This window comes from Gloeocapsopsis sp. IPPAS B-1203 (assembly GCF_002749975.1).
Classification (GTDB): Bacteria; Cyanobacteriota; Cyanobacteriia; order Cyanobacteriales; family Chroococcidiopsidaceae; genus Gloeocapsopsis.
Window position 1 is genome coordinate 411,773 of the sequence record NZ_PEIG01000002.1, and the last position, 20,885, is coordinate 432,657.

At 43.4% G+C, this 20,885-nt stretch carries 20 protein-coding genes; 6 read left to right on the forward strand and 14 right to left on the reverse strand.

The window, feature by feature from the left end:
* Positions 1 to 33 precede the first annotated feature (33 nt).
* Positions 34 to 330 carry an acylphosphatase gene (locus tag CSQ79_RS05355; protein ID WP_289500590.1) on the forward strand — a complete coding sequence of 99 codons (297 nt, stop codon included), beginning with the start codon at positions 34 to 36 and terminating at the stop codon, positions 328 to 330.
* A gap of 245 nt (positions 331 to 575) precedes the next feature.
* Positions 576 to 1,622: a 3-deoxy-7-phosphoheptulonate synthase gene (locus CSQ79_RS05360; protein ID WP_099700149.1), complete on the forward strand. Its 1,047-nt coding sequence runs from the start codon at positions 576 to 578 to the stop codon at positions 1,620 to 1,622.
* A gap of 69 nt (positions 1,623 to 1,691) precedes the next feature.
* Here the strand turns inward: CSQ79_RS05360 and CSQ79_RS05365 are convergent, their stop codons facing one another.
* The 3 genes from CSQ79_RS05365 to CSQ79_RS05375 form a co-directional block, all read right to left on the reverse strand.
* Positions 1,692 to 1,874, reverse strand: coding sequence for a DUF4278 domain-containing protein (locus tag CSQ79_RS05365; RefSeq protein ID WP_289500591.1), 183 nt, complete (start codon positions 1,872 to 1,874; stop codon positions 1,692 to 1,694).
* 78 nt (positions 1,875 to 1,952) lie between these two features.
* A complete protein-coding gene (locus CSQ79_RS05370; RefSeq protein ID WP_099700151.1) occupies positions 1,953 to 2,210 on the reverse strand; it encodes a hypothetical protein in 258 nt (85 codons plus the stop codon).
* Positions 2,211 to 2,264: 54 nt separating this feature from the next.
* On the reverse strand, positions 2,265 to 3,392 hold the full coding sequence (locus tag CSQ79_RS05375; protein ID WP_099700152.1) for a lactonase family protein: 1,128 nt from the start codon (positions 3,390 to 3,392) through the stop codon (positions 2,265 to 2,267).
* A gap of 192 nt (positions 3,393 to 3,584) precedes the next feature.
* On the opposite strand from CSQ79_RS05375, the gene CSQ79_RS05380 reads away from it, so the two are divergent.
* A complete protein-coding gene (locus tag CSQ79_RS05380) occupies positions 3,585 to 7,136 on the forward strand; it encodes a WD40 domain-containing protein (RefSeq protein ID WP_099700153.1) in 3,552 nt (1,183 codons plus the stop codon).
* A 203-nt stretch (positions 7,137 to 7,339) separates the two neighbouring features.
* Here CSQ79_RS05380 and CSQ79_RS05385 read toward each other — a convergent pair whose 3' ends face one another.
* Together CSQ79_RS05385 and CSQ79_RS05390 are read right to left on the reverse strand one after the other, a co-directional pair.
* Positions 7,340 to 9,058 (reverse strand): ATP-binding cassette domain-containing protein, encoded by a 1,719-nt coding sequence (locus CSQ79_RS05385; protein ID WP_289500594.1) that lies wholly within the window; start codon positions 9,056 to 9,058, stop codon positions 7,340 to 7,342.
* A 60-nt stretch (positions 9,059 to 9,118) separates the two neighbouring features.
* On the reverse strand, positions 9,119 to 10,873 hold the full coding sequence (locus CSQ79_RS05390) for an ABC transporter ATP-binding protein (RefSeq protein ID WP_099700154.1): 1,755 nt from the start codon (positions 10,871 to 10,873) through the stop codon (positions 9,119 to 9,121).
* Between the two features lie 146 nt (positions 10,874 to 11,019).
* Between CSQ79_RS05390 and CSQ79_RS05395 the strand changes: the two genes are divergently transcribed.
* The 3 genes from CSQ79_RS05395 to CSQ79_RS05405 all read left to right on the forward strand — a co-directional run bounded on the left by CSQ79_RS05395 (position 11,020) and on the right by CSQ79_RS05405 (position 12,199).
* Positions 11,020 to 11,625 (forward strand): Uma2 family endonuclease, encoded by a 606-nt coding sequence (locus CSQ79_RS05395; protein ID WP_099700155.1) that lies wholly within the window; start codon positions 11,020 to 11,022, stop codon positions 11,623 to 11,625.
* Between the two features lie 96 nt (positions 11,626 to 11,721).
* Positions 11,722 to 11,940 (forward strand): RelB antitoxin-like protein, encoded by a 219-nt coding sequence (locus tag CSQ79_RS05400; protein ID WP_289500596.1) that lies wholly within the window; start codon positions 11,722 to 11,724, stop codon positions 11,938 to 11,940.
* The gene (locus CSQ79_RS05405) at positions 11,930 to 12,199 is read left to right on the forward strand and encodes a type II toxin-antitoxin system RelE family toxin (RefSeq protein WP_099700303.1); all 270 of its coding nucleotides are present in this window, start codon (positions 11,930 to 11,932) and stop codon (positions 12,197 to 12,199) included. The genes CSQ79_RS05400 and CSQ79_RS05405 overlap by 11 nt, the downstream gene beginning before the upstream one ends.
* Positions 12,200 to 12,221: 22 nt before the next feature.
* Here the strand turns inward: CSQ79_RS05405 and CSQ79_RS05410 are convergent, their stop codons facing one another.
* The 9 genes from CSQ79_RS05410 to CSQ79_RS05450 all read right to left on the reverse strand — a co-directional run bounded on the left by CSQ79_RS05410 (position 12,222) and on the right by CSQ79_RS05450 (position 20,881).
* Positions 12,222 to 12,605, reverse strand: coding sequence for a DUF1636 family protein (locus tag CSQ79_RS05410; protein ID WP_099700156.1), 384 nt, complete (start codon positions 12,603 to 12,605; stop codon positions 12,222 to 12,224).
* 5 nt (positions 12,606 to 12,610) lie between these two features.
* Positions 12,611 to 13,483, reverse strand: a complete 873-nt coding sequence (locus CSQ79_RS05415) for an iron-siderophore ABC transporter substrate-binding protein (protein ID WP_099700157.1) — start codon at positions 13,481 to 13,483, stop codon at positions 12,611 to 12,613.
* A gap of 128 nt (positions 13,484 to 13,611) precedes the next feature.
* Positions 13,612 to 14,520, reverse strand: a complete 909-nt coding sequence (locus tag CSQ79_RS05420) for a TonB-dependent siderophore receptor (protein WP_289500597.1) — start codon at positions 14,518 to 14,520, stop codon at positions 13,612 to 13,614.
* Positions 14,517 to 16,160 carry a TonB-dependent siderophore receptor gene (locus CSQ79_RS05425; RefSeq protein WP_099700159.1) on the reverse strand — a complete coding sequence of 548 codons (1,644 nt, stop codon included), beginning with the start codon at positions 16,158 to 16,160 and terminating at the stop codon, positions 14,517 to 14,519. The genes CSQ79_RS05420 and CSQ79_RS05425 overlap by 4 nt, the downstream gene beginning before the upstream one ends.
* A 348-nt stretch (positions 16,161 to 16,508) precedes the next feature.
* Positions 16,509 to 16,775 carry a DUF5615 family PIN-like protein gene (locus CSQ79_RS05430; RefSeq protein ID WP_289500598.1) on the reverse strand — a complete coding sequence of 89 codons (267 nt, stop codon included), beginning with the start codon at positions 16,773 to 16,775 and terminating at the stop codon, positions 16,509 to 16,511.
* Positions 16,776 to 16,789: 14 nt separating this feature from the next.
* On the reverse strand, positions 16,790 to 17,065 hold the full coding sequence (locus CSQ79_RS05435; protein WP_099700160.1) for a DUF433 domain-containing protein: 276 nt from the start codon (positions 17,063 to 17,065) through the stop codon (positions 16,790 to 16,792).
* A 177-nt stretch (positions 17,066 to 17,242) separates the two neighbouring features.
* On the reverse strand, positions 17,243 to 18,223 hold the full coding sequence (locus CSQ79_RS05440; RefSeq protein WP_099700161.1) for a helix-turn-helix transcriptional regulator: 981 nt from the start codon (positions 18,221 to 18,223) through the stop codon (positions 17,243 to 17,245).
* 122 nt (positions 18,224 to 18,345) lie between these two features.
* Complete coding sequence (gene ggt / locus CSQ79_RS05445) at positions 18,346 to 19,896, reverse strand: gamma-glutamyltransferase (RefSeq protein WP_099700162.1); 1,551 nt, start codon at positions 19,894 to 19,896, stop codon at positions 18,346 to 18,348.
* Positions 19,889 to 20,881 carry a zinc-dependent alcohol dehydrogenase family protein gene (locus CSQ79_RS05450; protein WP_099700163.1) on the reverse strand — a complete coding sequence of 331 codons (993 nt, stop codon included), beginning with the start codon at positions 20,879 to 20,881 and terminating at the stop codon, positions 19,889 to 19,891. The genes ggt and CSQ79_RS05450 overlap by 8 nt, the downstream gene beginning before the upstream one ends.
* Between the last annotated feature and the right edge of the window lie 4 nt (positions 20,882 to 20,885).

A 20,885-nucleotide genomic window follows, 5' to 3' on the forward strand; every position in this document is an offset into this window, starting at 1 on the left:
TATGTCGTAATACACTTGTAAAAATTTCCGCTGATGCTCGATTCATCAATATCTCAAGCGCGTATTCAAGCTCATGTTTTAGTCTCTGGTAGAGTGCAAGGAGTCGGTTTTCGCATGGCAACCTATGAGATGGCTCAAGAGTTAGGGCTGAATGGTTGGGTACGCAATCTAGTGGATGGTTGCGTTGAAGCTGTTTTTGAAGGTAGTAAAGACGTAGTAGATAAAATGGTGCACTGGTGTCATCAAGGAAGTTGTGCTGCTGTCGTCAAAGATGTAACTGTTGAGTACAAAGCACCAGAGGGAATTTCTAAATTTAGTATCCGGCGTTGAGTGAGTATTATTTACTATTTATATTGACAGTAATTTTTAATTAAAACTTAATAAAGCGTGATATTGTCCAAAATAACTATATAGAATACTCAATTTGACAAATGCGATCGCCTGTTGATTCCTACAAATACTGCCTACAAACCCCGACTAAAATATAGGTTTTTATATTAAGATAAGTAATGTTTTTACATAAATTCAGAACTTAATATTGAGTCAATTTTTGAACAAATAAGAGATTTTATCTTATGCACAACAAACTATTCAATACGCATATTCAAGATTCACATATCTTAATGACTCCGAAGGAAGTAAAAGCAAAACTCCCGCTAACACATTCGGCAGAGAAGACAGTTTTGCGAGCCAGGAAAGAAATAGAAGCGATTCTAGAAAGTTACGACAACCGTAAATTCATCGTGGTTGGGCCTTGCTCTATCCATGATGTCAAAGCAGCTAAAGAGTATGCTGACAAACTTAAAAACCTCGCTGAGCAAGTCAAAGACAAACTCCTACTCATCATGCGAGTTTACTTTGAAAAGCCGCGAACAAACGTCGGCTGGAAAGGTTTAATTAACGATCCAGACATGAATGACTCGTTTCACATTGAAAAAGGATTGTTAACAGCACGAAAATTACTGATTCATTTAGCTGAACTAGGATTACCCGCAGCAACCGAAGCTTTAGACCCGATTGTACCGCAGTATATTAGTGAATTAATTGCTTGGTCTGCGATCGGCGCTCGCACAACAGAATCACAAACTCATCGCGAAATGGCAAGTGGCTTATCAATGCCTGTTGGCTTCAAAAATGGCACTGATGGCGGTATTGAAGTTGCCCTAAATGCCTTAAAGTCTGCTGAAGTCCCGCACCATTTTCTCGGGATTAATCATAACGGGCAAGTTAGTGTATTTAAAACAAAAGGAAACACGCACGGGCACGTTATTTTACGAGGTGGCGGTGGTAAACCTAATTATGATGCTGAAAGTATTAGAGTTGCTGAAGAAAAATTAAAGGCAGCAAATTTACCAGCGAAAATAGTGATTGATTGTAGTCATGGAAACTCTAATAAAGATTATAAGTTACAAGGTACAGTCTTCAACAGCGTCATTGAGCAAATTGTTGAGGGTAATACTGCGATCGTTGGCATGATGCTGGAATCCAATTTATATGAAGGTGGTCAATCGATCCCAAGCAATTTAGCAGATTTGAAATATGGTATTTCAGTAACAGATAAGTGTATTAGCTGGGAAGAAACTGAAAAAGTTATTAGCGATGCTTACGAAAAACTCAATTAGTGCTACAGAGAAAGGAGGAATGCTGTTGTAGTGACTGTTAGCAAGCATCCTCCTACTACTGATTTGTTTTCACTGAAAACGCACGCTATTGTAAGTTAAACCACGATACCTTAGTGCGCATACTTGTCTTTCTAGGAAAGTACGCGGCTGCTTTCGATATGTAATACCTCGATATTTGGCAGTTATACCAATATTGTTATTTACACGGACAGCAGGGGATTCGTACTTCAAACCACGGTAGGATAAAGTCATAGTTTTCACCTTTGATTGAAGGATACTTAGAACAGTTAGTTGGTAACTCATTGGTAGTTTGTAGTTGTGGTAGGCTTGTTATCGAGAATTGATCCACAGCAGTTCCTGAGCAGCGTATGTACCTGCTTGTTGTAAGGAACGAGATATGTGTGGGGCTTGTTTATATGCAGTAATACTGGCGATCGCAAAAATCGCTAAAACGATCGATAAAAGAAACTGATGGCTCGGTGTTTCTTCACCTGACTGAGCAAAGCATTTTTCTAGAAACTGTCGAGAATCGCTACTAGCAGACCACAAGCTGAGTAAATTAAGAGTGCCAAACGTGTCATGATACATCAAGGTTTCTCCTGTAGGGTGAGGGGTAAGTGATGCAGCGATCGCGCGATCGCACTAACGCGCAGCTATGCCATTAGCACCAGCAGGCAACCCAGCGATAGTCTGAAGTTTGACAAGTTGACCTGTAACGAGGTTTACTCGAAACACTGCAACTGTGCCCCGTGTATTGTCTAGCGAGTAGAGATTTAATCCATCATTACTGAGTGATAAATCAATCGGAGTCCCACTACCCGTTAAACCAGTACGACCGCCAGCAGTTAATAAACTGAGGTTGCCACCAAAACTGACACGTAAGCCGGAAATCGACTCGCTACCAGTGTTTGTGACATAGGCAAAGCGTCCATCATTACTAACTACAACCCAACACGTTGCCGTTTCGGTTGTGGCGAGTGAAGAAGTTATGAGTTGAAGATCGCCATTAGGCTTGACAAGATAAGATGACACTGTACCGCCATTAGCAGCACCTGCTGCGGCTTCTGAAACTAAAAGTTGATCGCGCTTACCAAAAGCAAAACCAAAAGGTGTTGTACCTGCCGAAACAAATACTCTTGGTCCACTGACGCGCCCACTAGGTAAGACACTGTAGGTACTGATTTTATTTGTACTCTTCTCTGTAACAATGAGTCGCTGACCATCGGGGGTAAATTGCACTTGTGCTGGTGCGGTATTCGCTGCGCTCAATGGTCGAGTAGAATCTGCCAAAGGCAACATTTTGCAGTTCTTATCGACAATAAAGCCACTAATATTATCTGAATTACCAACAGTACCACCCGCATTGAGTACATATAACAGGTTGCGGTTGACGGTTACGCTGACAGGTCGCGCACCACCCGAATTAATTTTATCTGCGAGTAATAAACCATCAGCTTTAACAAGAAAAGATGAAATTTGGTTACTACCAGCATTGACTGCATATAAACACCGATTTGCTTGATCCAACACTAAAGCATTTTGGTTGCCTAGCGATGTTCCAGTGCCTTTACCGCCTGTATCATACCTCTGTGGCGCACCTAAGCGACCTTGCGCATCACGGTTGTAAACTAAGACTTTGTTAGCGTTTGTGGCATTCGTCATTGTGTAAACCGCACCCCTTGGTGGCTGGTTAGCGATCGCGCTTCCTGGCAAAAGTGTTGACAAAACTGTGGTGTAAGAAAAAAGTTTTTTCAGGTTAAAAGTAGACATATCTCCTCATTGCTACAACTTCAGCAGCTTAAAAGTTAATAAAGAGCTAATTGCTTTAAGGTCATTTATCACTAAAGATTGATGACAGGCTTGACTCTAATATTTCTTAGATTGATAATTTGCCCAAGATCGGTTCTGGATCAGTAATTAACGCTGAGAATTGACCTTGACAAAAACAGCATTTAATGCACAATGTCTACGCTCAAAGCTTCACAACGAGGACTAGTCCGAATTAAACAAGCCAGAAAAGAAAAAGGATGGGCTGTTGATGACTTCCACTGGTTGGAAAGTGCAAGTCAAGTACTAGAAGTAACGTGGTCAGAACAAGGGTTTTTAGCTGAAGGAGTTTCGGAGGGAACTTGGAAACGGTTTCTAGCGGGAAAGTTACCAATTAATGCTGAGGCATTTAAAGCTTACTGTCAGATTCTCGAACTCGACTGGAGCGAAGTTGTTGAGCGTACTGGACAGCAAGACTGGGGTGAAGCGCCGGAGGTAGAGAATTTTCACGGTCGTAGCGATGAAATCAATATCCTGCGACAGTGGGTAATTCAAGATAAGTGTCGCTTGGTGGCGTTATTAGGGATGGGCGGTATTGGTAAAACTGCGTTGAGTGCAAAATTAGCGGTTCAGCTTGAGAATGAATTTGAATTTATTATTTGGCGGAGTCTGCGTAACGCACCACTAGTAGAAGATATTTTGGCAGAACTGATTCAGTTTCTCTCAGAACAGCACGAAACAAAGCTACCTAATTATTTAGACGCTAAAATCTCGCAGCTGATTAAGTACCTACGTGCTGCGCGCTGTCTGTTGATTTTAGATAATGCTGAGTCAATTTTACGCAGTGGCGAGTCGCTTGGGGATAGCTTCGCTGCACGCACAGGAGCCTATCGAGAAGGATATGCAGGATACGGTCAATTACTGCAACGTATTGGCGAAACTTCCCACAATAGCTGTTTGATCCTCACTTCGCGGGAAAAACCTCAAGGTTTTGTAGCTTTAGAAGGTGAATCTCCTGTTCGTTGTTTATATTTGACAGGTTTACCATCAGCTGTCGGACAAGCAATTTTTCAAACCAAGGGATCTTTCATCGGTTCCGAAGCACAATGGCAAGCTTTAATTTCTCATTATGGTGGTAATCCACTAGCTTTAAAGATTGTTGCTGCGGCGATTCGCGATTTTTTTGATAGCAACATCCTCCAGTTTCTTGATTTCATGAAAAATGGTTCATTTATTTTTGACGACATTCGCGATTTATTAGAACGCCAATTTCAACGCCTTACAAAAGTAGAACAAGAGATTATGTACTGGTTGGCAATTAACCGAGAACCAGTCACATTTGCAGAACTACAGGATGATTTTATTTCTGGTTTACCACCGAGCGAAATTCTTCAGGCGATCGCATCGTTGCAACGTCGCTCACTCATCGAAAAATCAGGCGCTACTTTTACTCAACAACCAGTTGTGATGGAATACGTCACGACTCGATTGATTGAGCAAATTTGTGTTGAAATTACATCAGGAGAACTTACCTTATTCAAAAGTCACGCCTTAGTAAAGGCACAAGCAAAAGATTATGTACGCGATACTCAAATTAACTTAATTCTTCAACCCGTAGTTGATGGATTATTGGTTACTTTGCATTCTTTTAAAAGTATTGAAAATCGACTCATTCAACTTTCTCAAATTCACGGTCAATCTTCTTTAGAAACAGGATATATTGGCGGTAATATTTTGAATTTGCTGTGCCATCTCAAAGTAGATTTCAGCGGCTACGATTTCTCACACTTAACAGTGTGGCAAGCTTATTTACAAGGAATCAACTTACACAATATAAATTTTGCTTTTTCTGACTTATCAAAATCAGTTTTTACAGAGACTTTAGGAAACATTTTAGATGCTGCATTTAGCTATGATGGTGAACTCTTAGCAACGTGTGATGTTGATGAGAAAGTGCGCGTATGGCAAGCACAAACAGGTAAACTCCTGGCATTGTGTGAAGGACATACTAATTGGGTACGAACAGTTGCTTTTAGTCGTGATGGTAAAATAGCGAGTGGTAGTACTGATCAAACAGTAAGGTTTTGGGATGTTACTACAGGTCAATGCCAAAAAACTTGCACCGAACACACGCACGAAATTTACTCGATAAGCTTTAATATTAATGGTCAGATACTAGCAAGTGGCAGTGGCGATCGCACAATCAAACTGTGGGATGTCACCACAGGTGAATGCATCAAAACATTGACCGGACATACCGATTGTGTACGTTCTGTTGCTTTTAGCCATGATGGTAAAATATTAGCAAGTGGTAGTGCCGACAACACGATTAAAATTTGGGATATTGCAACAGGTAAATGTATCAAAACATTAACTGAACATACTGATTGGATAAGGTCTATTGCGTTTAATAATCATGGAATACTTGCAAGTTGTAGTACAGATTCTTTAGTGAAACTATGGGATATCAAAACAGGTAGATGCTGCCAAACTTTCACCGGTCATACTCATGGTGTTTATGCAGTTGCGTTTAGTCCTGATAGTCAAATACTAGCAAGTGGCAGTGGTGATAAAACGGTGAAGTTATGGGATGTCAACACAGGTAGTTGTATCAAAACTTTGCCAGAACATACGCATCAAATTTGTGCAGTTGCGTTTAGTCCGCAAGGGACAATGTTAGTGTCCGTCAGCTTAGATCAAACTGCCAGACTTTGGAATTGGACAACTGGACAATGCTTGAGAACTTTACAAGGACATACTGATTGGGCATTTCCTGTTGTATTTGCACCGCAGTGTCAGGCGGATCAAGAAGAATTTTTAGCAAGTGGTAGTGCAGATAAAACGATCCGACTTTGGAATGTCAGTCGTGGTGAAGAAATGAAAACTCTAGCAGGACATATCGGGCAAGTATGGTCACTTGCATTCAATCATGACGGTAGTGCGATCGCAAGTGGTAGTACAGATTCGACAATCCGGCTATGGAATATTTCTACAGGTCAATCCAAAATTTTACATGGACACACTGATTGGGTACGGATTGTTGCATTTAGCCAAGATGGTCAAATTTTGGCGAGTGGTAGCGCCGATCGCACCATAAAATTATGGGATGCGAACACAGGTAAGTGTATTAATACCTTACACGGTCACACCGATCATTTATGGTCAGTGACCTTCAGCCGCGATCGCAAAACATTATTTAGTGCTAGTACCGACTCTACAATCCGGTTGTGGGAGGTGGAAACGGGACAGTGTTACCAAATTATTAAAGATGGTAATAAAGCTGTTTACTGTATTGCCTTGAGTCCAGACGAACAAACCATCGCTAGTGGTAGTGCTGATGCCACAATCCGATTATGGAATCTTACAACAGGAAAGTGTCGCAAACTACAAGGACATAAAGGTTTTGTGTTTACTCTTGCTTTTAGCCGTGATGGGAAAATGCTAGCAAGTGGTAGTGCTGATCAATCGGTAAAGCTTTGGAATGTTGAGACTGGGGAATTGCAAACTTGTGTCGGACATACACATCAAGTTTGTGCGATCGCCTTTAATAATGATAACCAGATCGTCGCCAGCGGCAGTGGAGCGCAAGATCAAACGGTAAGATTATGGGATGTGAAAACAGGAAAATGCTTGAAAATCCTGCGGGCAAAAAGACTTTATGAAGGTATGAATATTACCGGAGTAACAGGATTAACTCAAGCGCAAAAAGCCGTACTGCGATCGCTTGGAGCAATTGAAGAAAATTAAATTTGGGCGATCGCGCCATTTCTGCGTTCATCACCTGCACCCGAAATCACACCTTCAGATGTTTCCAAGCAAATCTTGTAATTGTTCAAATGTACCTTGTGCGTTCACTCGACCGTCTTGAAGAACGATAATACGATCGGCATAGCGTAGAACCCAAGAGCGATGAGAAACCACAAGACAAGTTGGCATCCAATTCATGGTATTCATGTCCTTTTGACTTGAAGCATTTCTGGCGGCGAATAGACGCAACATAGTATTCGTTCTGTATTCACATCCAGAGCACTCGACAAATCGTCGAAGACTAACAATTCAGGTTGACGCACAAACATGCGAGCCGCTGCTGCACGCTGTAACTGTCCACCAGAGAGCCGAACTCCTCTAGAACCCACCACTGTTTCTAGCCCCTCAGGCATAGCTGCGATATCCTGTTCAAATACTGCCATTGCGATCGCCTTTTTCAATTCAATCTCGTGGCGATCGAGACCGAGTAGAATATTATCCAGCAGAGAAGCACTAAACAGTTTCGGAGTTTGCGGAGTATAAGCGCTACGAGGAGGAACGAAGAAGTTAGCTGGATCATTGACCCTGTTACCATTCCAGTAAATTTCTCCAGCTTGCATCGGCAACAAACCCAGCAACACTCGCAGTAGCGTTGTTTTACCCGAACCGATAGATCCAGTAATAACGGTCAAACTGCCCCGCACAAGCTTCAGGTTTACGTTTGTAATCCCCCGATTTGTGTTGGGATAATGATAGGTCAGGTTATCGGTGGTTAACTCTTGTAAGCAGGTGCTTTGATTCCAACGCGGTTGGTCTATTGGTGGTAGTTTTTGTTGATTACCAAGCAAGTCGTTCAGGTAGAGTGGATGATAGGCAACCAGAGCAGAAACTGAGCTACTACTACTTTGCTTCCCTGCCAATCCACTAGAGGACAACGCGGCTAAACGCTCAAAGGAAACCTGGCTCTGCTTCGACAACGCCATAAATTCACTCAAGGCTTGAAAAGCGTAAATTACAAAAGGGAGATAGTAGACGAACAACGCAAAATCACCCAACATTAACGTACCAACCTCTGTTTGCATTGATGTCGCAACCAGAAGTAAAATTATTCCTATCCCAATACTCGCCAAACTCCTAAAAATAGAATTCAACAGGGCAGTGAATAACTGATCCTTTAGCATCATTTGACGACGTTGGGCGTTAATCTGTCGGAAATAGGCGAGTACATCTTTTTGTCCCCCTGCTATCTTAATCGCTTGAGTCGAACTGAACATTTCACCAACAAACCCTGTCACCTGTTGGGTCGCTTGGCGGCTCGCTTGCCGATATCGTTTGATTCGGGTTTCTGCTTTCTGGACAACTGCCACCATGACCACTAGAGGTAGGAAAACAAAGAGCGTAATCTGCGCATTGATGCTTAGTAAGATAGCAAGACAGAACAAGGCATAAAGCTTTTCTCCGATGAGTTGTGAGGTCTGGGAAATATTGTTTTGGATCTGCTCAGCATCATCGCGAAAGTAACTAATCAGTTCACCTGGCGATACAGTCTTGCCAGCCTCTCCGGATATCGTCAAAGGATGAGCAGCAGGGCGAGAGAGTAAGCATTCTAAAAGGTTGCGCCGGATCAATGAACTCATTGCAAAACGGTGTTGAGTTTGAGGTACCCAGGCGGCAAAATAGAGGATGACCCGCCCCAACTCAGTTGCTAATAACAGCGCGATCATTGCCCAAATAGAAATGCTGAGTTGTTCAGACTGGGTTAATGTGTTGAAAAATTCACGGATAATCAAGCCTGGTACCACAGACAGGCTCAGGCTCAGAACCCATAAGAAGCAGCCAATCAGGTACAGTTTCGGTTGATAGAGAAGTAAACGCCACAGTAATTTCCAGACAGATACTTCTGTTGTTTTGATTGTTGTCATCAAGTTCTTGTTTGTTAACTTGCTTCTTGCCAAAGAGGAACCAGGAGAGAGCATCTTCGCTTACTCCAATTCAGTTGTTGAACCAGTCTTTAACAACTGAGCAAAACGAGAAGCAGGGTTCTTAGCTAAGTTCTCGCGCATGCCATATTCGATTGTCCTGCCATTGTCCAAAATCATGATTTGATCGGCTCGTTGTACTGTTCCTAAGCGGTGAGCGATAATGATCCCAGTACGTCCCTTCAGTAACCTATCTACTGCACATTCAATTAAGTTTTCAGTTGTCGAATCGAGTCGGGAAGAAGCTTCATCAAGAATCACTAAACCTGGGTCTTTGAGAAAAACACGAGCAAAGGCAAGCAATTGTGCTTGACCCGCAGAGAGTCCACCACTATCAGATCCCAACTGCGTATCCAAGCCGTCTGGCAACGAGTAGAGCCATTGAGAGAGTCCTAACATTTCCAGGACGTTGAGAATCCGTGCCTCACCAATCTTGGAGTTGAAAAAGGTTAAGTTGTTGCGAACTGTAGTCTGAAACAGTTGTACATCCTGAGTGACCATTCCCAACCGTTGTGACAAATTCTGCAAGGGCGTCTGGTCGATCGCTACACCACCGAGGCGGATTTTTCCACTATAGGGATCGTAGAGCCGCAACAACAAACGCGCTAGGGTTGTCTTGCCACTTCCTGTGCGTCCCAGAATTCCCAAGGTTTGACCAGCAGGGAGATAAAAGGAGATGTTTTGTAATTGCGGAGTTCCTTTCCCCCTTTCCTCATAACTAAACCAAACATTTTCAAACGTGACTGAAAGTGGACTGTTAGGTAGTGGTTTATCTCCACCGGAAATCAGTTGGGATTGAAGTTGGAAGAGTTCTTTAATGCGAAGAATACTAGCTTCGGCTTGCTGGAGGTCTTCTAATTCTTCTCGAATTCGTTCGATCGGCGGGCTGAGAAGATTGGCGTAATGAAAGATGACGTATACTGTACCAATCGAAATCGCTGCTTGGCTCCAGAGATAGGCACCGACTCCTAGTGCGATCGCATCTCCCATGGCAACAAGACCAATTGAGGTTCCGAAGATGGCAGCACCCGCTAAGCGAGCGCGGTGATAGATGGGCAACCAGTGTTGCAGGATACGGTAAAAGCGATGCATGACATAGGCGATCGCGTCATTCGCTCGCAGATCTTCAGTGCCACCTAGATGTTCGCCTAAAAAGCCGAAAAACTCTGCATGGATTTGGCGTAGGTCTGCCCAATAAGGAACAGCATAGGCGCTTACCCGCATTAAGACAATGAGTGCCGTTAGGGCGTATAGAGTCATGCTAAAACCCGCGAGCCAATTTTCCCAGAAAAGAGCAACCAGCACGCCAAACAGCAGAATCGTATTGCCTAATACGTCGATGGTAAATTGAGAGAAGAACCTCGAAAGGGCGTTTACATCCCCGTCAATTCGCTCCACTAATTCACCTGGAGTAATGGATTTGTGGAAGGATAAATCGAGTTCGAGGCAGTGTTCGGCTAGGTCAGCCCGCAGTTCATTGGTAGCAGTCCAAGCGACATTTTCACCGAAGTAGGTCGCCGCAACAGCTAAGCCCTGAATCATCAACGCGACGAGAATAAACAAGAAAGCTGCTACAAATAAGGTTGACTGAGAACCACCCGCAGTCGCTGTGTCAACGAAGTAGCCGAGAATTTGAGGGTTGAAGACTTGCAACCCAATGCTGCCGAGTAAGGTGATAACGAGCCAAGCGACGCGACCTTTCTGGGGTTTGAGATAATTCGCTAGAAGATAACCATACTTTTTGAGAGGGATGTTCATGGCTGAGATAGTATTCGCCAAATTAGAACGGGGCTACTTTTGCACAACCGGATTTCCAAACGAATAGGATTTGTTTTCAGATTTCAGTTGTCCTCATTGCAGGATGTAGAATAAAAGCCTATAACTCTTTGAACCTCTCAACGCTTATGGCACCTCAGGTTTTAGCGCATCCCTTACCAACAGAACAGCGTGTGACCTTAGAAGGCGTAAGCTGGCAGCAATACGAGATTTTGTTAGCAACATTGGGCAATGACTTTCCTAATTTGCGCCTGAGTTATTTGGAAGGAGTTCTGGAAATTATGTCAACATCTCCAGAACACGAGGAGATTAAGACAACGATCGGATTGTTCATAGAAGCCTATTTTCAAGAGACTCGCACTCGGTTTCATGGCATGGGTTCGGCAACGTTTCGCAAGGCGGCTAAGCAACGCGGATTGGAACCGGATGAGTGTTATTGTCTGGAGCATAAAAAAGAGTTTCCTGATATTGCGATCGAAGTTGTGCTGAGTAGCGGAACGGTTGATAAGCTAGAGATTTACCGTGGCTTGCAGGTTGTTGAAGTGTGGTTCTGGGAAAATGGAGCCTTTCAGATTTATCATTTACGTGCTGACAATTACGAACAAGTTGTAAGCAGTGAGTTGTTGCCAAAGCTAGATGTGGAGTTGTTTGCTAGATATGTCAGACCTGAGGAGCAATTTGATGCAGTGATGGAATTCCGCAATGTGATTCGTCAACAGCAGGAAGGTAGATAAGCTGAATACGGGGCAGAGAAGACAACGGTTTAACCTCGCTGCGCCTGCTTTAAGCTAATCTGAAGAAGTAGCTATGGCATACCTATCAGTTCTCATATGACACAAATACAGGCCAACGATTATCCCTTTGTTAAAGAGTTTGTAACTGATGAGAATGGTCAAGTCCATAAGGTTGTTTTGCAAATTGAAGACTATCAACGTTTACTCGAAGCTCTTGAAGATGAAGGCTTGTATCGAGCAATGCAAGATGTTAAGCATGAAGTTCCACTCAGTCTGAATGCTGCCCTGCAAGACCTTGATGGCAATGAAGGTTGAGTATTTACCAAGTTTCCTAAAGGATTTGAAAGCACTCAAAAGCACGCCTAGCTACTCCGTAATTAGAAATCTAGTCTTCCAAGAGATTCCAAACTGTTCTAGTTTTGAGAAAATTCGAGGTTTAAAAAAACTAAAAGCATCCGACAGTGCTTACCGCCTACGCATTGGAGATTACCGTATTGGCTTCTTTTTTGAAAATGATACGATAACGTTTGCTCGTGTCCTGCACCGCAGAGAGATCTATCGGTCCTTCCCATAACAGTTATCTGACAGTCCACAGGTTATACTTTTTCAGTAATAAGCGATGGAATTTTAGCGACCTCTGCGGATTGCAGCACTTCAGGGAACTGCTTCCACGGTATGTTACCGTCTTTACTGGTGAGGTAGAGTTGACCAAATTGAAGCAGGGCTTCTGCTTCGGTGGAGGGAGCCTTGGTGAAGAGATAAGTGGCTTTGTCTGGAGCGGAGAAGGCTACCGAGCAAGGACTGGAGCATGTCCACAAACAGCCAACGGGGTGAATCTCTAACTCGTCTTGATGTGACCAATCTTGATGCAGATGAAGCAGCTGATTGAGTAGAACAGCACCTTCAACTTTCTCGTAATCGATACCATCTGAGTGAACAGAGTTGCAGGATTTACAGACAAATAAGATATGTTTTGACACGGATATTACTCCTCTTTTACTACTAAATATCTAAACAGGTCATCTAATACGGCATTGGCAGCCAGAATACTATCGCCAATCCAGTAACTTGGTACTTCGTAAACCTTGCCTTGTTGAACAACCTTTAATTGCGACCAGAGAGGGTCGGCTTTCAGCTTTTCTAGCGTGGTATTTACCTGTTGAGCAATTTCAGCGTTGTATCCATACGTCCACAAAAACATCACATCTGCATCAAGGTCACGAATACGTTCTTTACTAAGTTGCTGCTGACCATCCCACTCTCTATCTTGAGCAGGTGGACGGGACAATCCGGCATCTTCTAGAATGCTGCCGCAGAATGAATCCTTGAAATATATCGCGATCGCCTCTGGATAAATACGAACCACTGAAACTTTAATTTGATTCGAGCGATTTTCCCCTGAAGGGGTTTCATCAATGTTCATTTCAGCTTTAAACTGTGCCAATCTGGTTTCGTAATCAGCCATCAATTGCTGAGCTTGGTCAACTCGTCCCAATGCTTCAGCTTCCTTGAAAAAGACCTTTTTCCAATCTGAACCAGTTTCCCAACTTGCCAAAACAGTCGGCGCAATTTGGGTGAGTTGGTTGTAGATTGCTTTGTGATATGTTGCCAGAATCAAATCGGGGTTTAGGACAGCAATGGTTTCTAAACTGGGATCTACTACTGGTAGTTGTTCGATACCTGTAATGCGTTCTCCAAGCAGAGACTCGAACCCACCGCGAAAGACACCTGCAACCGGTTTGACTCCCAATGCTATTGTATTGGCTGCATCACCAAGACTAATAACCCGTTGCGGATAGTAGGGGACACAGGCTTCACCCATCGCATGTTCAACCACTCGACACTGTGATGCATGCATTGAGTTGGTAGAACTTGAAGAGTTATCAAATATAGGCTTGCCACACGCTGAGATAATGGCAAATATTACGCCAATCAGAAACAGTAATCTTAAGCGACAAATAATGCTGCTCACAAGTGAATCCCGAATTAGAAGGTTACAGACACAGAACCAATGACAGTGAATGGATCGCCCGGCTGATTAAAGCCTCTGCTACTTGTGGCGCGATAATAGTCCGTATCAAATAAATTCTTGATGTTGAGTTGAAGCCTAATATCACTGTCTCCTGCTGAAAAGTTGTACCAAGTTGCCAAATCAACAGTTGCATAACCTGGAAGAAAATAGGTACCATCACTCCCATCGATCCTGCTAGCAGTGAAGACTCCTGCTCCCAAGCCTAGCCCTTGCAAACTCCCTTGCTGAAATTCATACGTTAGCCAGAGACTGCCTGCATGTTCAGGGGTATTAATCGGACGTAGACCTACACGGTCAGGTCTGTTATCTCTAGTAATCCTGGCATCAGTATAAGCATAGGACCCAAGGACGTTGAGTCCCGGTATAATTTCACCAATTACATTAAATTCAATACCACGACTGCGTTGTTCCCCAGTTTGAATTTGGAATCCTGGATTGTCTGTATCAGCCGTGAGAACATTCTGTTTTGTTAGGTCGTAAAGAGCAAGGGTTGCACCTAATCGACCATCTAGAAACTCGGCTTTGGCACCTATCTCAAACTGTTGTCCTGTAGTTTGTTCAAATGGATCGCCCTCAAAGGTAAGCCCTGCGGAGAAACCAGATACAGGCAGGAACGACTCGCTATAGCTAGCGTATAAGGAGAGTGGCTCAATTAGGCGATAGACAATTCCCACCCTTGGACTAAACGCAGTATCTTCAACTCTATTATCAAGAACGCCAAACTCATCCCTTGAAATTAGCCGACTATTGACAAAATCTAGCCGCCCTCCCAAGAGCAGGATGAGATTATCCAACAGCGAAACCTGATCTTGAAGATAAATTCCTACCCAGTTAAGCTCACTTTCAATGTCAAAATCTGTCAAATCAGTGGTGATTGGAGCACCATAAACGGGGTTAAAATATCAATGGGATCAGCGGGTCCAAACTGACCAGTATAGTCTTCCGTTTCCCATCTCAGATCGAGACCTAGCAAAAGAGTGTGATTGATCGAACCAGTCGAGAAATTACCAGTGACATCCGTAATTAAATTAAATTGATCTCGTCTGTTTTCTTGATACTGATAGCCTCGCTCCAATGTTCGGTTGTCATCTAAAACTGTTGTACCGGATATCTCCTCAGTCATAAATTCATTATATTGATAGCGAAACAGATTACGAAGTCGCCAGTTTTCACTAAAGTTATGTTCAAATTCATAGCCTGTGAAAACATTCTCGATTCGCCTAAAATCATCCGGTTCTTGCAGAAATCGACTTCTAGGGATCTCTCCAGGTTGGCTACCAATGATCGGCAGACCTCGATCTAAGGTTCGATCGTCATAGGTATATTCAAGATCAAGGGTGATGCGAGTTTGATCTGAAAACTGATACGTAACGACAGGAGCAACGTAGACAGTTTCCCGTTCGACAAAATCTCGAAATGAATCTGCATTGGTGTAAGCTGCATTCAGTCGGTAAAGCAGGCTACCATCCTCAGTTAAGGGTCCAGAAATGTCTAGTGTTGGGCGATAAAACTCGTAGCTGCCAATTTGCCCTTCAAATGAATAATAAGGCTCATCAAGGGGGCGTTTTGAAATTACATTAATAATTCCTCCAGGCTCAACTTGCCCAAACAGAACAGAAGCGGGACCTCGTAAAACTTCGATTTGCTCCACGCCAGCGCTGTCAATGGGAGCAGTTGCGCTAGTGGAAAATCCGTTCCTGAAGAGATTGTTTTGTGTAAAGCCTCGGATGAAAAAGCTTTGTGTAGCAGCAACATTAGCGTTGTTATTACCAGGGTTGACACCGCTTACACTCCGTAGCGCATCTTCGAGCGTTGTACTGCCTTGATCTTCAATGATCTGCTGAGGAATCACCTGAATAGATTGGGGAATATCACGGATTGGGGTATCCGTTCGAGTTGCCGTACTCGCATTCGGTACGCGGTAGTCTTCTTGTTGTCCCGTTACCACAATTTGAATTGCGTCCTCGTCTGTTTCTACCACCTCCATTCCAGGCGTAACCGCTAATACTAGCCCTGTTGCTTCCATGCTTAGATTGGCAGTCGGCGGCGCATCCACTCCTGTAATCGCCACGCGCACGCGATTCCCTGGTAAACCCGTCACACTCACCAGCCCAATACCCTCGATCGGATTTGCCTGCTGAAACTCATTCCTATCTGGCAACGCCAACACCGCATTGGGAACATCGACAATTACCGCATTGCCCACCGTTTGAAGTGCTGGGGTTGCGAGTTCCCCTTCAGTCGTTTGCAACACCGCCCGTAAGCCTGCCTCGCTAGTCTCGACTTGTACCCCAGTAATTTGCACTAGGGAAGCTGAAATTTGAGTGTTCCACTCCTTGACTGTCGTTGCAGGTTGGTCGAATTCACTCAGTTCAGGAATCGGCTTGTTTGTCCTTTGGTCAGTTGAAACTGTGTCTGCCCATGCCACTGGGATTGCAGACATTGACACGACACCCATTAGGGCACTCGTAACCATGAACACCTGTTGCAGTTGATTCAACATAATTCCACACACCACGCCAAAAAAGGCATCTACCCTCTCATTTGTTGAGACTCATTTTTAACAAAGTAGATTATCAGGTGTGGCAAACTGAAAATAGTCTCAAAGTTGTACCAAACGGAATAAAATTTGTACTAAACGGAATTTTTGAACTGACAGTCTGCGCTTCACTAGGCGGCAATAGTGTATACTTCATAACTAATAGCGTCTGTATGCAAGCACTTGTTAGCTGTCAATTCGGGCAGTTCAGCTATTCCTGATATAAGCACTAAGGAAAACCAACTGGTTAATCATATCTTCAGCAGACTTTTCTGCCATCAGTTTCAACAGTCCTCGTAACTGTTCGCGCATTTAGTAACGCTGCTGTGGAGCCAGAATAATACCACTGTGACTTTTTGCCTCAGCCAAGAAAACGCTGTGCAGTTGATGAAAGTCTCCCATGTTGAAACTGTAAATAACACGCACCTGTTTTGCTGCCCAGATGAGTTGGTTTTCGTCTGAATAACTCAGCCTGTCAGCATCAGCAACTGTCATCACATCTACACCAGAACTCCGAAGAACCTTGACTAAAGCATCTTGAAGGGCATCTTCGTCAACATAGAGGCGGATTTGGCTCACGCTTGTTGACCTGACTAATACTCAACTTCCAAATGCTCGAATTCCTTATAGTAAGCGGCTATCTCTGCATCAATTGCTTCTTTGTTCGCGTAGTAGTAAGCTAAAGCTGCATAAACTTGTGCTTGCCTCAGGTGTGTCCTCTCAGCAATAATATCTTCCGGTTTCATCCCTGCATTGAAATCGATTGCAACATTTTGAACCGTAATTCGAGTTCCAGCAATGCGAGGACGACCGCCACAAATTCCAGAAGTTTGAACAATCAACGTACCAATATCAGTAGCTGCTTGCATGGTCTATGCACCAAGTCTTGGTTCCATGATAACCCAATAACAATGCCTTAATCAGCAAACGGGCTATTGAGCGCAGTTCCAACTGGATTCATCGCCAAGAAATTCTTTCTACCGCTCAACCTATTGATGTCCAATAGGCGCGATCGTGCTTCTGTTGCTAATTTGAGCCGTTAGCTGTCAAAAATCTGAAGTGTGGTATTGAGTCTGATATTGTTTTGGAGAAATGCCGTACTTGTGGCGAAATGCCTTTGACAGATGGCTGCAACTGCCAAAGCCAACACTATGGGCAACTTCTGATACATTGAGGCGGCGTTCTTGTAAAAGTTGACGAGCTTGCTCCAAACGGTACTCGTACAGATAGCTAAAAGCCGTGGTGCCAAACACCTGACGAAACCCTCGCTTGAGTGTACACTCATTCAAACCCACTTGCCGAGCCAATTGAGTCAAAGACGGTGGATTGTTCAACTGCTGTAACAAGATGTCCTTCGCATAGTAAACCCGATCGACATCATCTGGTTTTAGAGCGGCAAATGCTTGTTTGCCTAGATGAATTTCTGCCTCCTGTTCCAGCAAGAGTGACATCAATTCCAACACCTTGCCTTCGAGAAACATTCGCTGGGTGAAACCTTGATAGGGACAGTGCAAAATCTGTCGTAAGGCAATATGCATCGCTGGGGTTGCCTGCCCTGGACGGACGTAGTATTCCTGATTGGGATCGCCAATCAAGTGCTGTAGTGCATTAGGAACTTCCCCATCGGGTGTGCCTGCAAACGCTCGAAACACATCTGGGTTGATATGAACGCTCACCCAGATAATTCGCTGGTTGGCATACTCCTGGCAACTCTCCCTCAGCGCGATGCCGCTGCCAAATAGATGGTAAGGAATCGCATCAGCCAAGCTTGAATAATCGTCTGGAATGTTGAAAGTGTATTCCAAAAGATGTTCGCGGTCGGGAGTATAGATAATAATATCGTCGTGATATTGGTAGTCTGCGATCGCCAAAGCTAACCCTTCTCGCAGGCGAACTTCTCGCATAAAGCCATGCCCCAACTGTGACGGATACTTCAGGGTAATGTCAGTTTGATGAGAAGCAATTTTACTATCTGCATTTTCCTGCAACAGCGCGCAGTAGTCAGCGTATGAAAGGGCGATCGCCATTGAGCTAAGACCATATTGACAGCTTTAGACTCTGATTGTAATCTTCTTAAGAATTTATTTCAATAAGGCTGTTTCGGAAAGCGATCGCTGTCATGGTCAGTGTCCATTCTCTGAGGAGGAGATTAAATTTGGGCGATCGCACCATTTCTTCGTTCATCTCCTGCACCCGAAATAACACCTTCAGATGTTTCCATAACGGTGTGTACGCCACCGAAAAACATATTCTTTGTATTCCATAAAATCAATTGATCGTCATCATTTTCGATTGCTTTAATGACTGAATCACTAAATCCTGGTTCAACATTAAAAATATTATTTTCCCAATGAACGCGAGGACTGCTTACTGCTTCATGTACAGGCATTTTAAAATCAATAATATTAGAAATAACCTGTAAAATTGCTGTTCTAATGCGATTTGCTCCTCCCGATCCTAGAACAATTTCAGGTTGATTATCTTTGAGTACTATTGTTGGTGCCATCATCGAAGAAATTCTTACATTCTCTTGCCATTGATGGAATCCATGTGGATTTAAATCTTCTTCTCCCAAGATATTATTCATCATAATTCCTGTGCCAGGAATCATATAAGAAGAACCTTCTCCGTGTGTCGTTGTTACACTAGCTGCATTACCTTCGGCATCAACAACGCTAATATGAGTTGTACTTCCCCACTTATGCGCATCGGTTAATTGTTTTTCGTATTGAGCAATATGCTCTTCTGATAAAAACTTTTCAGCAACATCTTTTTGATAGATATTTGTATTATATCCATCTTTTCTTGCTTCATTTGTAAGTCGCATGACTTCAGCTAAAATTTGTAAATGACGCGATGTACCAAAGCCAACAGTTTCTAAATCAATATTTGATAAAAGTTCTAAGGCAAATGCCATTAATATTCCGCCCGAACTAGGAGGAGGATTCGTTAAAAAAGTATTGCCGCGATAATTAACTTTTAAAGGCGTTCTTTCGATAACTTGATAACTTCTAAGATCTTCTAATGTTAAATATCCACCATGTTCTTGACAATCATTCACTAGCTGACGTGCAATGTCTCCTTGATAAAATTCTTGGCATCCTGTTACTGCTAGATGTGATAAAGTATCAGCAAAATTAGGCATGAATATTTTTTCACCAAGTTGACGGATTTCTCCAGTTGGTGCATATATTTGCTTTCCTTCGGGAGAGGAAACCATTATTTTTTTGAGGATATTTAAGCAATAAGATTGAAAGTTACCAACTTCTACGCCTGTTTTTGCATAATGAATTGCAGGTTCAGCGATCGCCTTAAAAGGCAATTTCCCTAATCTTTCTTGAATGTGAAAAATTCCGGCAATATTTCCTGGTACAGCTATTGAACCAAGCCCAATATGAAACTCTTGGGCGGCATCACCATAAACAATTTCAATCGGATAAAAGTTAAGTTCGCGAACATGTCTTTTGTGTCGCGGTGTTTGTGAGAAGAAATCAAATAAAATATTTTCGTTTTGATTGGTATGCGCTAGCAGAAAGCCACTACCACCAGCTGAAGTTAGTGCCGATTCGGTAACAAAAGACGCCAACATTGCTGCTGTTGCAGCATCAAATGCGTTACCACCATTACGAAACATTTCAATACCAGCTTCGGCAGTTTTATGATGTCCAGCGGCGATCGTACCGTGCGTTATTTTAGTCATGGGCGACAACTAAGACAGCTGCGCCATTAATTTTGCCACTGCGCAGGGCATCAAGTGCATCGTTTGCCTCATTTAGAGGAAAAAGATTGACTTCAGTATGAATTGGAACTTGCGGCGCTAAAGCTAAGAATTCTTCGCCATCAAGACGCGTGAGATTTGCTACTGATCGCACAACTCGTTCTTCCCACAAAATATGATAAGGAAATGAAGGAATATCACTCATGTGAATTCCTGCACAAACAACGACACCCCCTTTAACAATCGCACGAAGTGCAGCAGGGACTAATGCACCAATTGGCGCAAAAATAATTGCAGCATCTAACGGTTCCGGTGGTAATTCTTCTGAACCGCCAGCCCAGACAGCACCAAGTGCACGAGCAAATTCTTGCCCTTTGAAATCTCCCTTACGGGTAAAAGCGTAAACTTCTCGTCCTTGATAGCGTGCGAGTTGAATCAAAATATGTGCAGCAGCACCGAAGCCGTAAAAACCCAACTTTTGGGCATCACCTGTCATGCGATAAGCACGATAACCAATTAACCCCGCACACAGTAAGGGTGCAGCTTGTAAATCTGGATACTCATCAGGAAGAGGAAAACAAAAGCTTTCTTCAGCAACTGTATATTCTGCATAGCCACCATCGATTTGATAGCCTGTAAACTGCGCGTAGTCACAGAGATTTTCTTTTCCACTAAGACAATAGCGGCAATGATGACACGTATACCCTAACCAAGGAACACCAACGCGATCTCCTACTTTAAATTGCTGTACTTGTTCCCCTACTGCTTCAATAATTCCCACAATTTGATGTCCAGGAACTAATGGTAGTTTCGGTTGTGTAAGTTCTCCATCAACAATGTGTAGATCTGTGCGACAAATACCGCAGGCGCGAACGCGAATTAAAACTTGCTGCGGATTTGGTGTTGGAATTGGTAAGTCAGCGACACGCAGGGGTTTACCTGGTGTATCTAGAATCATTGCCCGCATGATC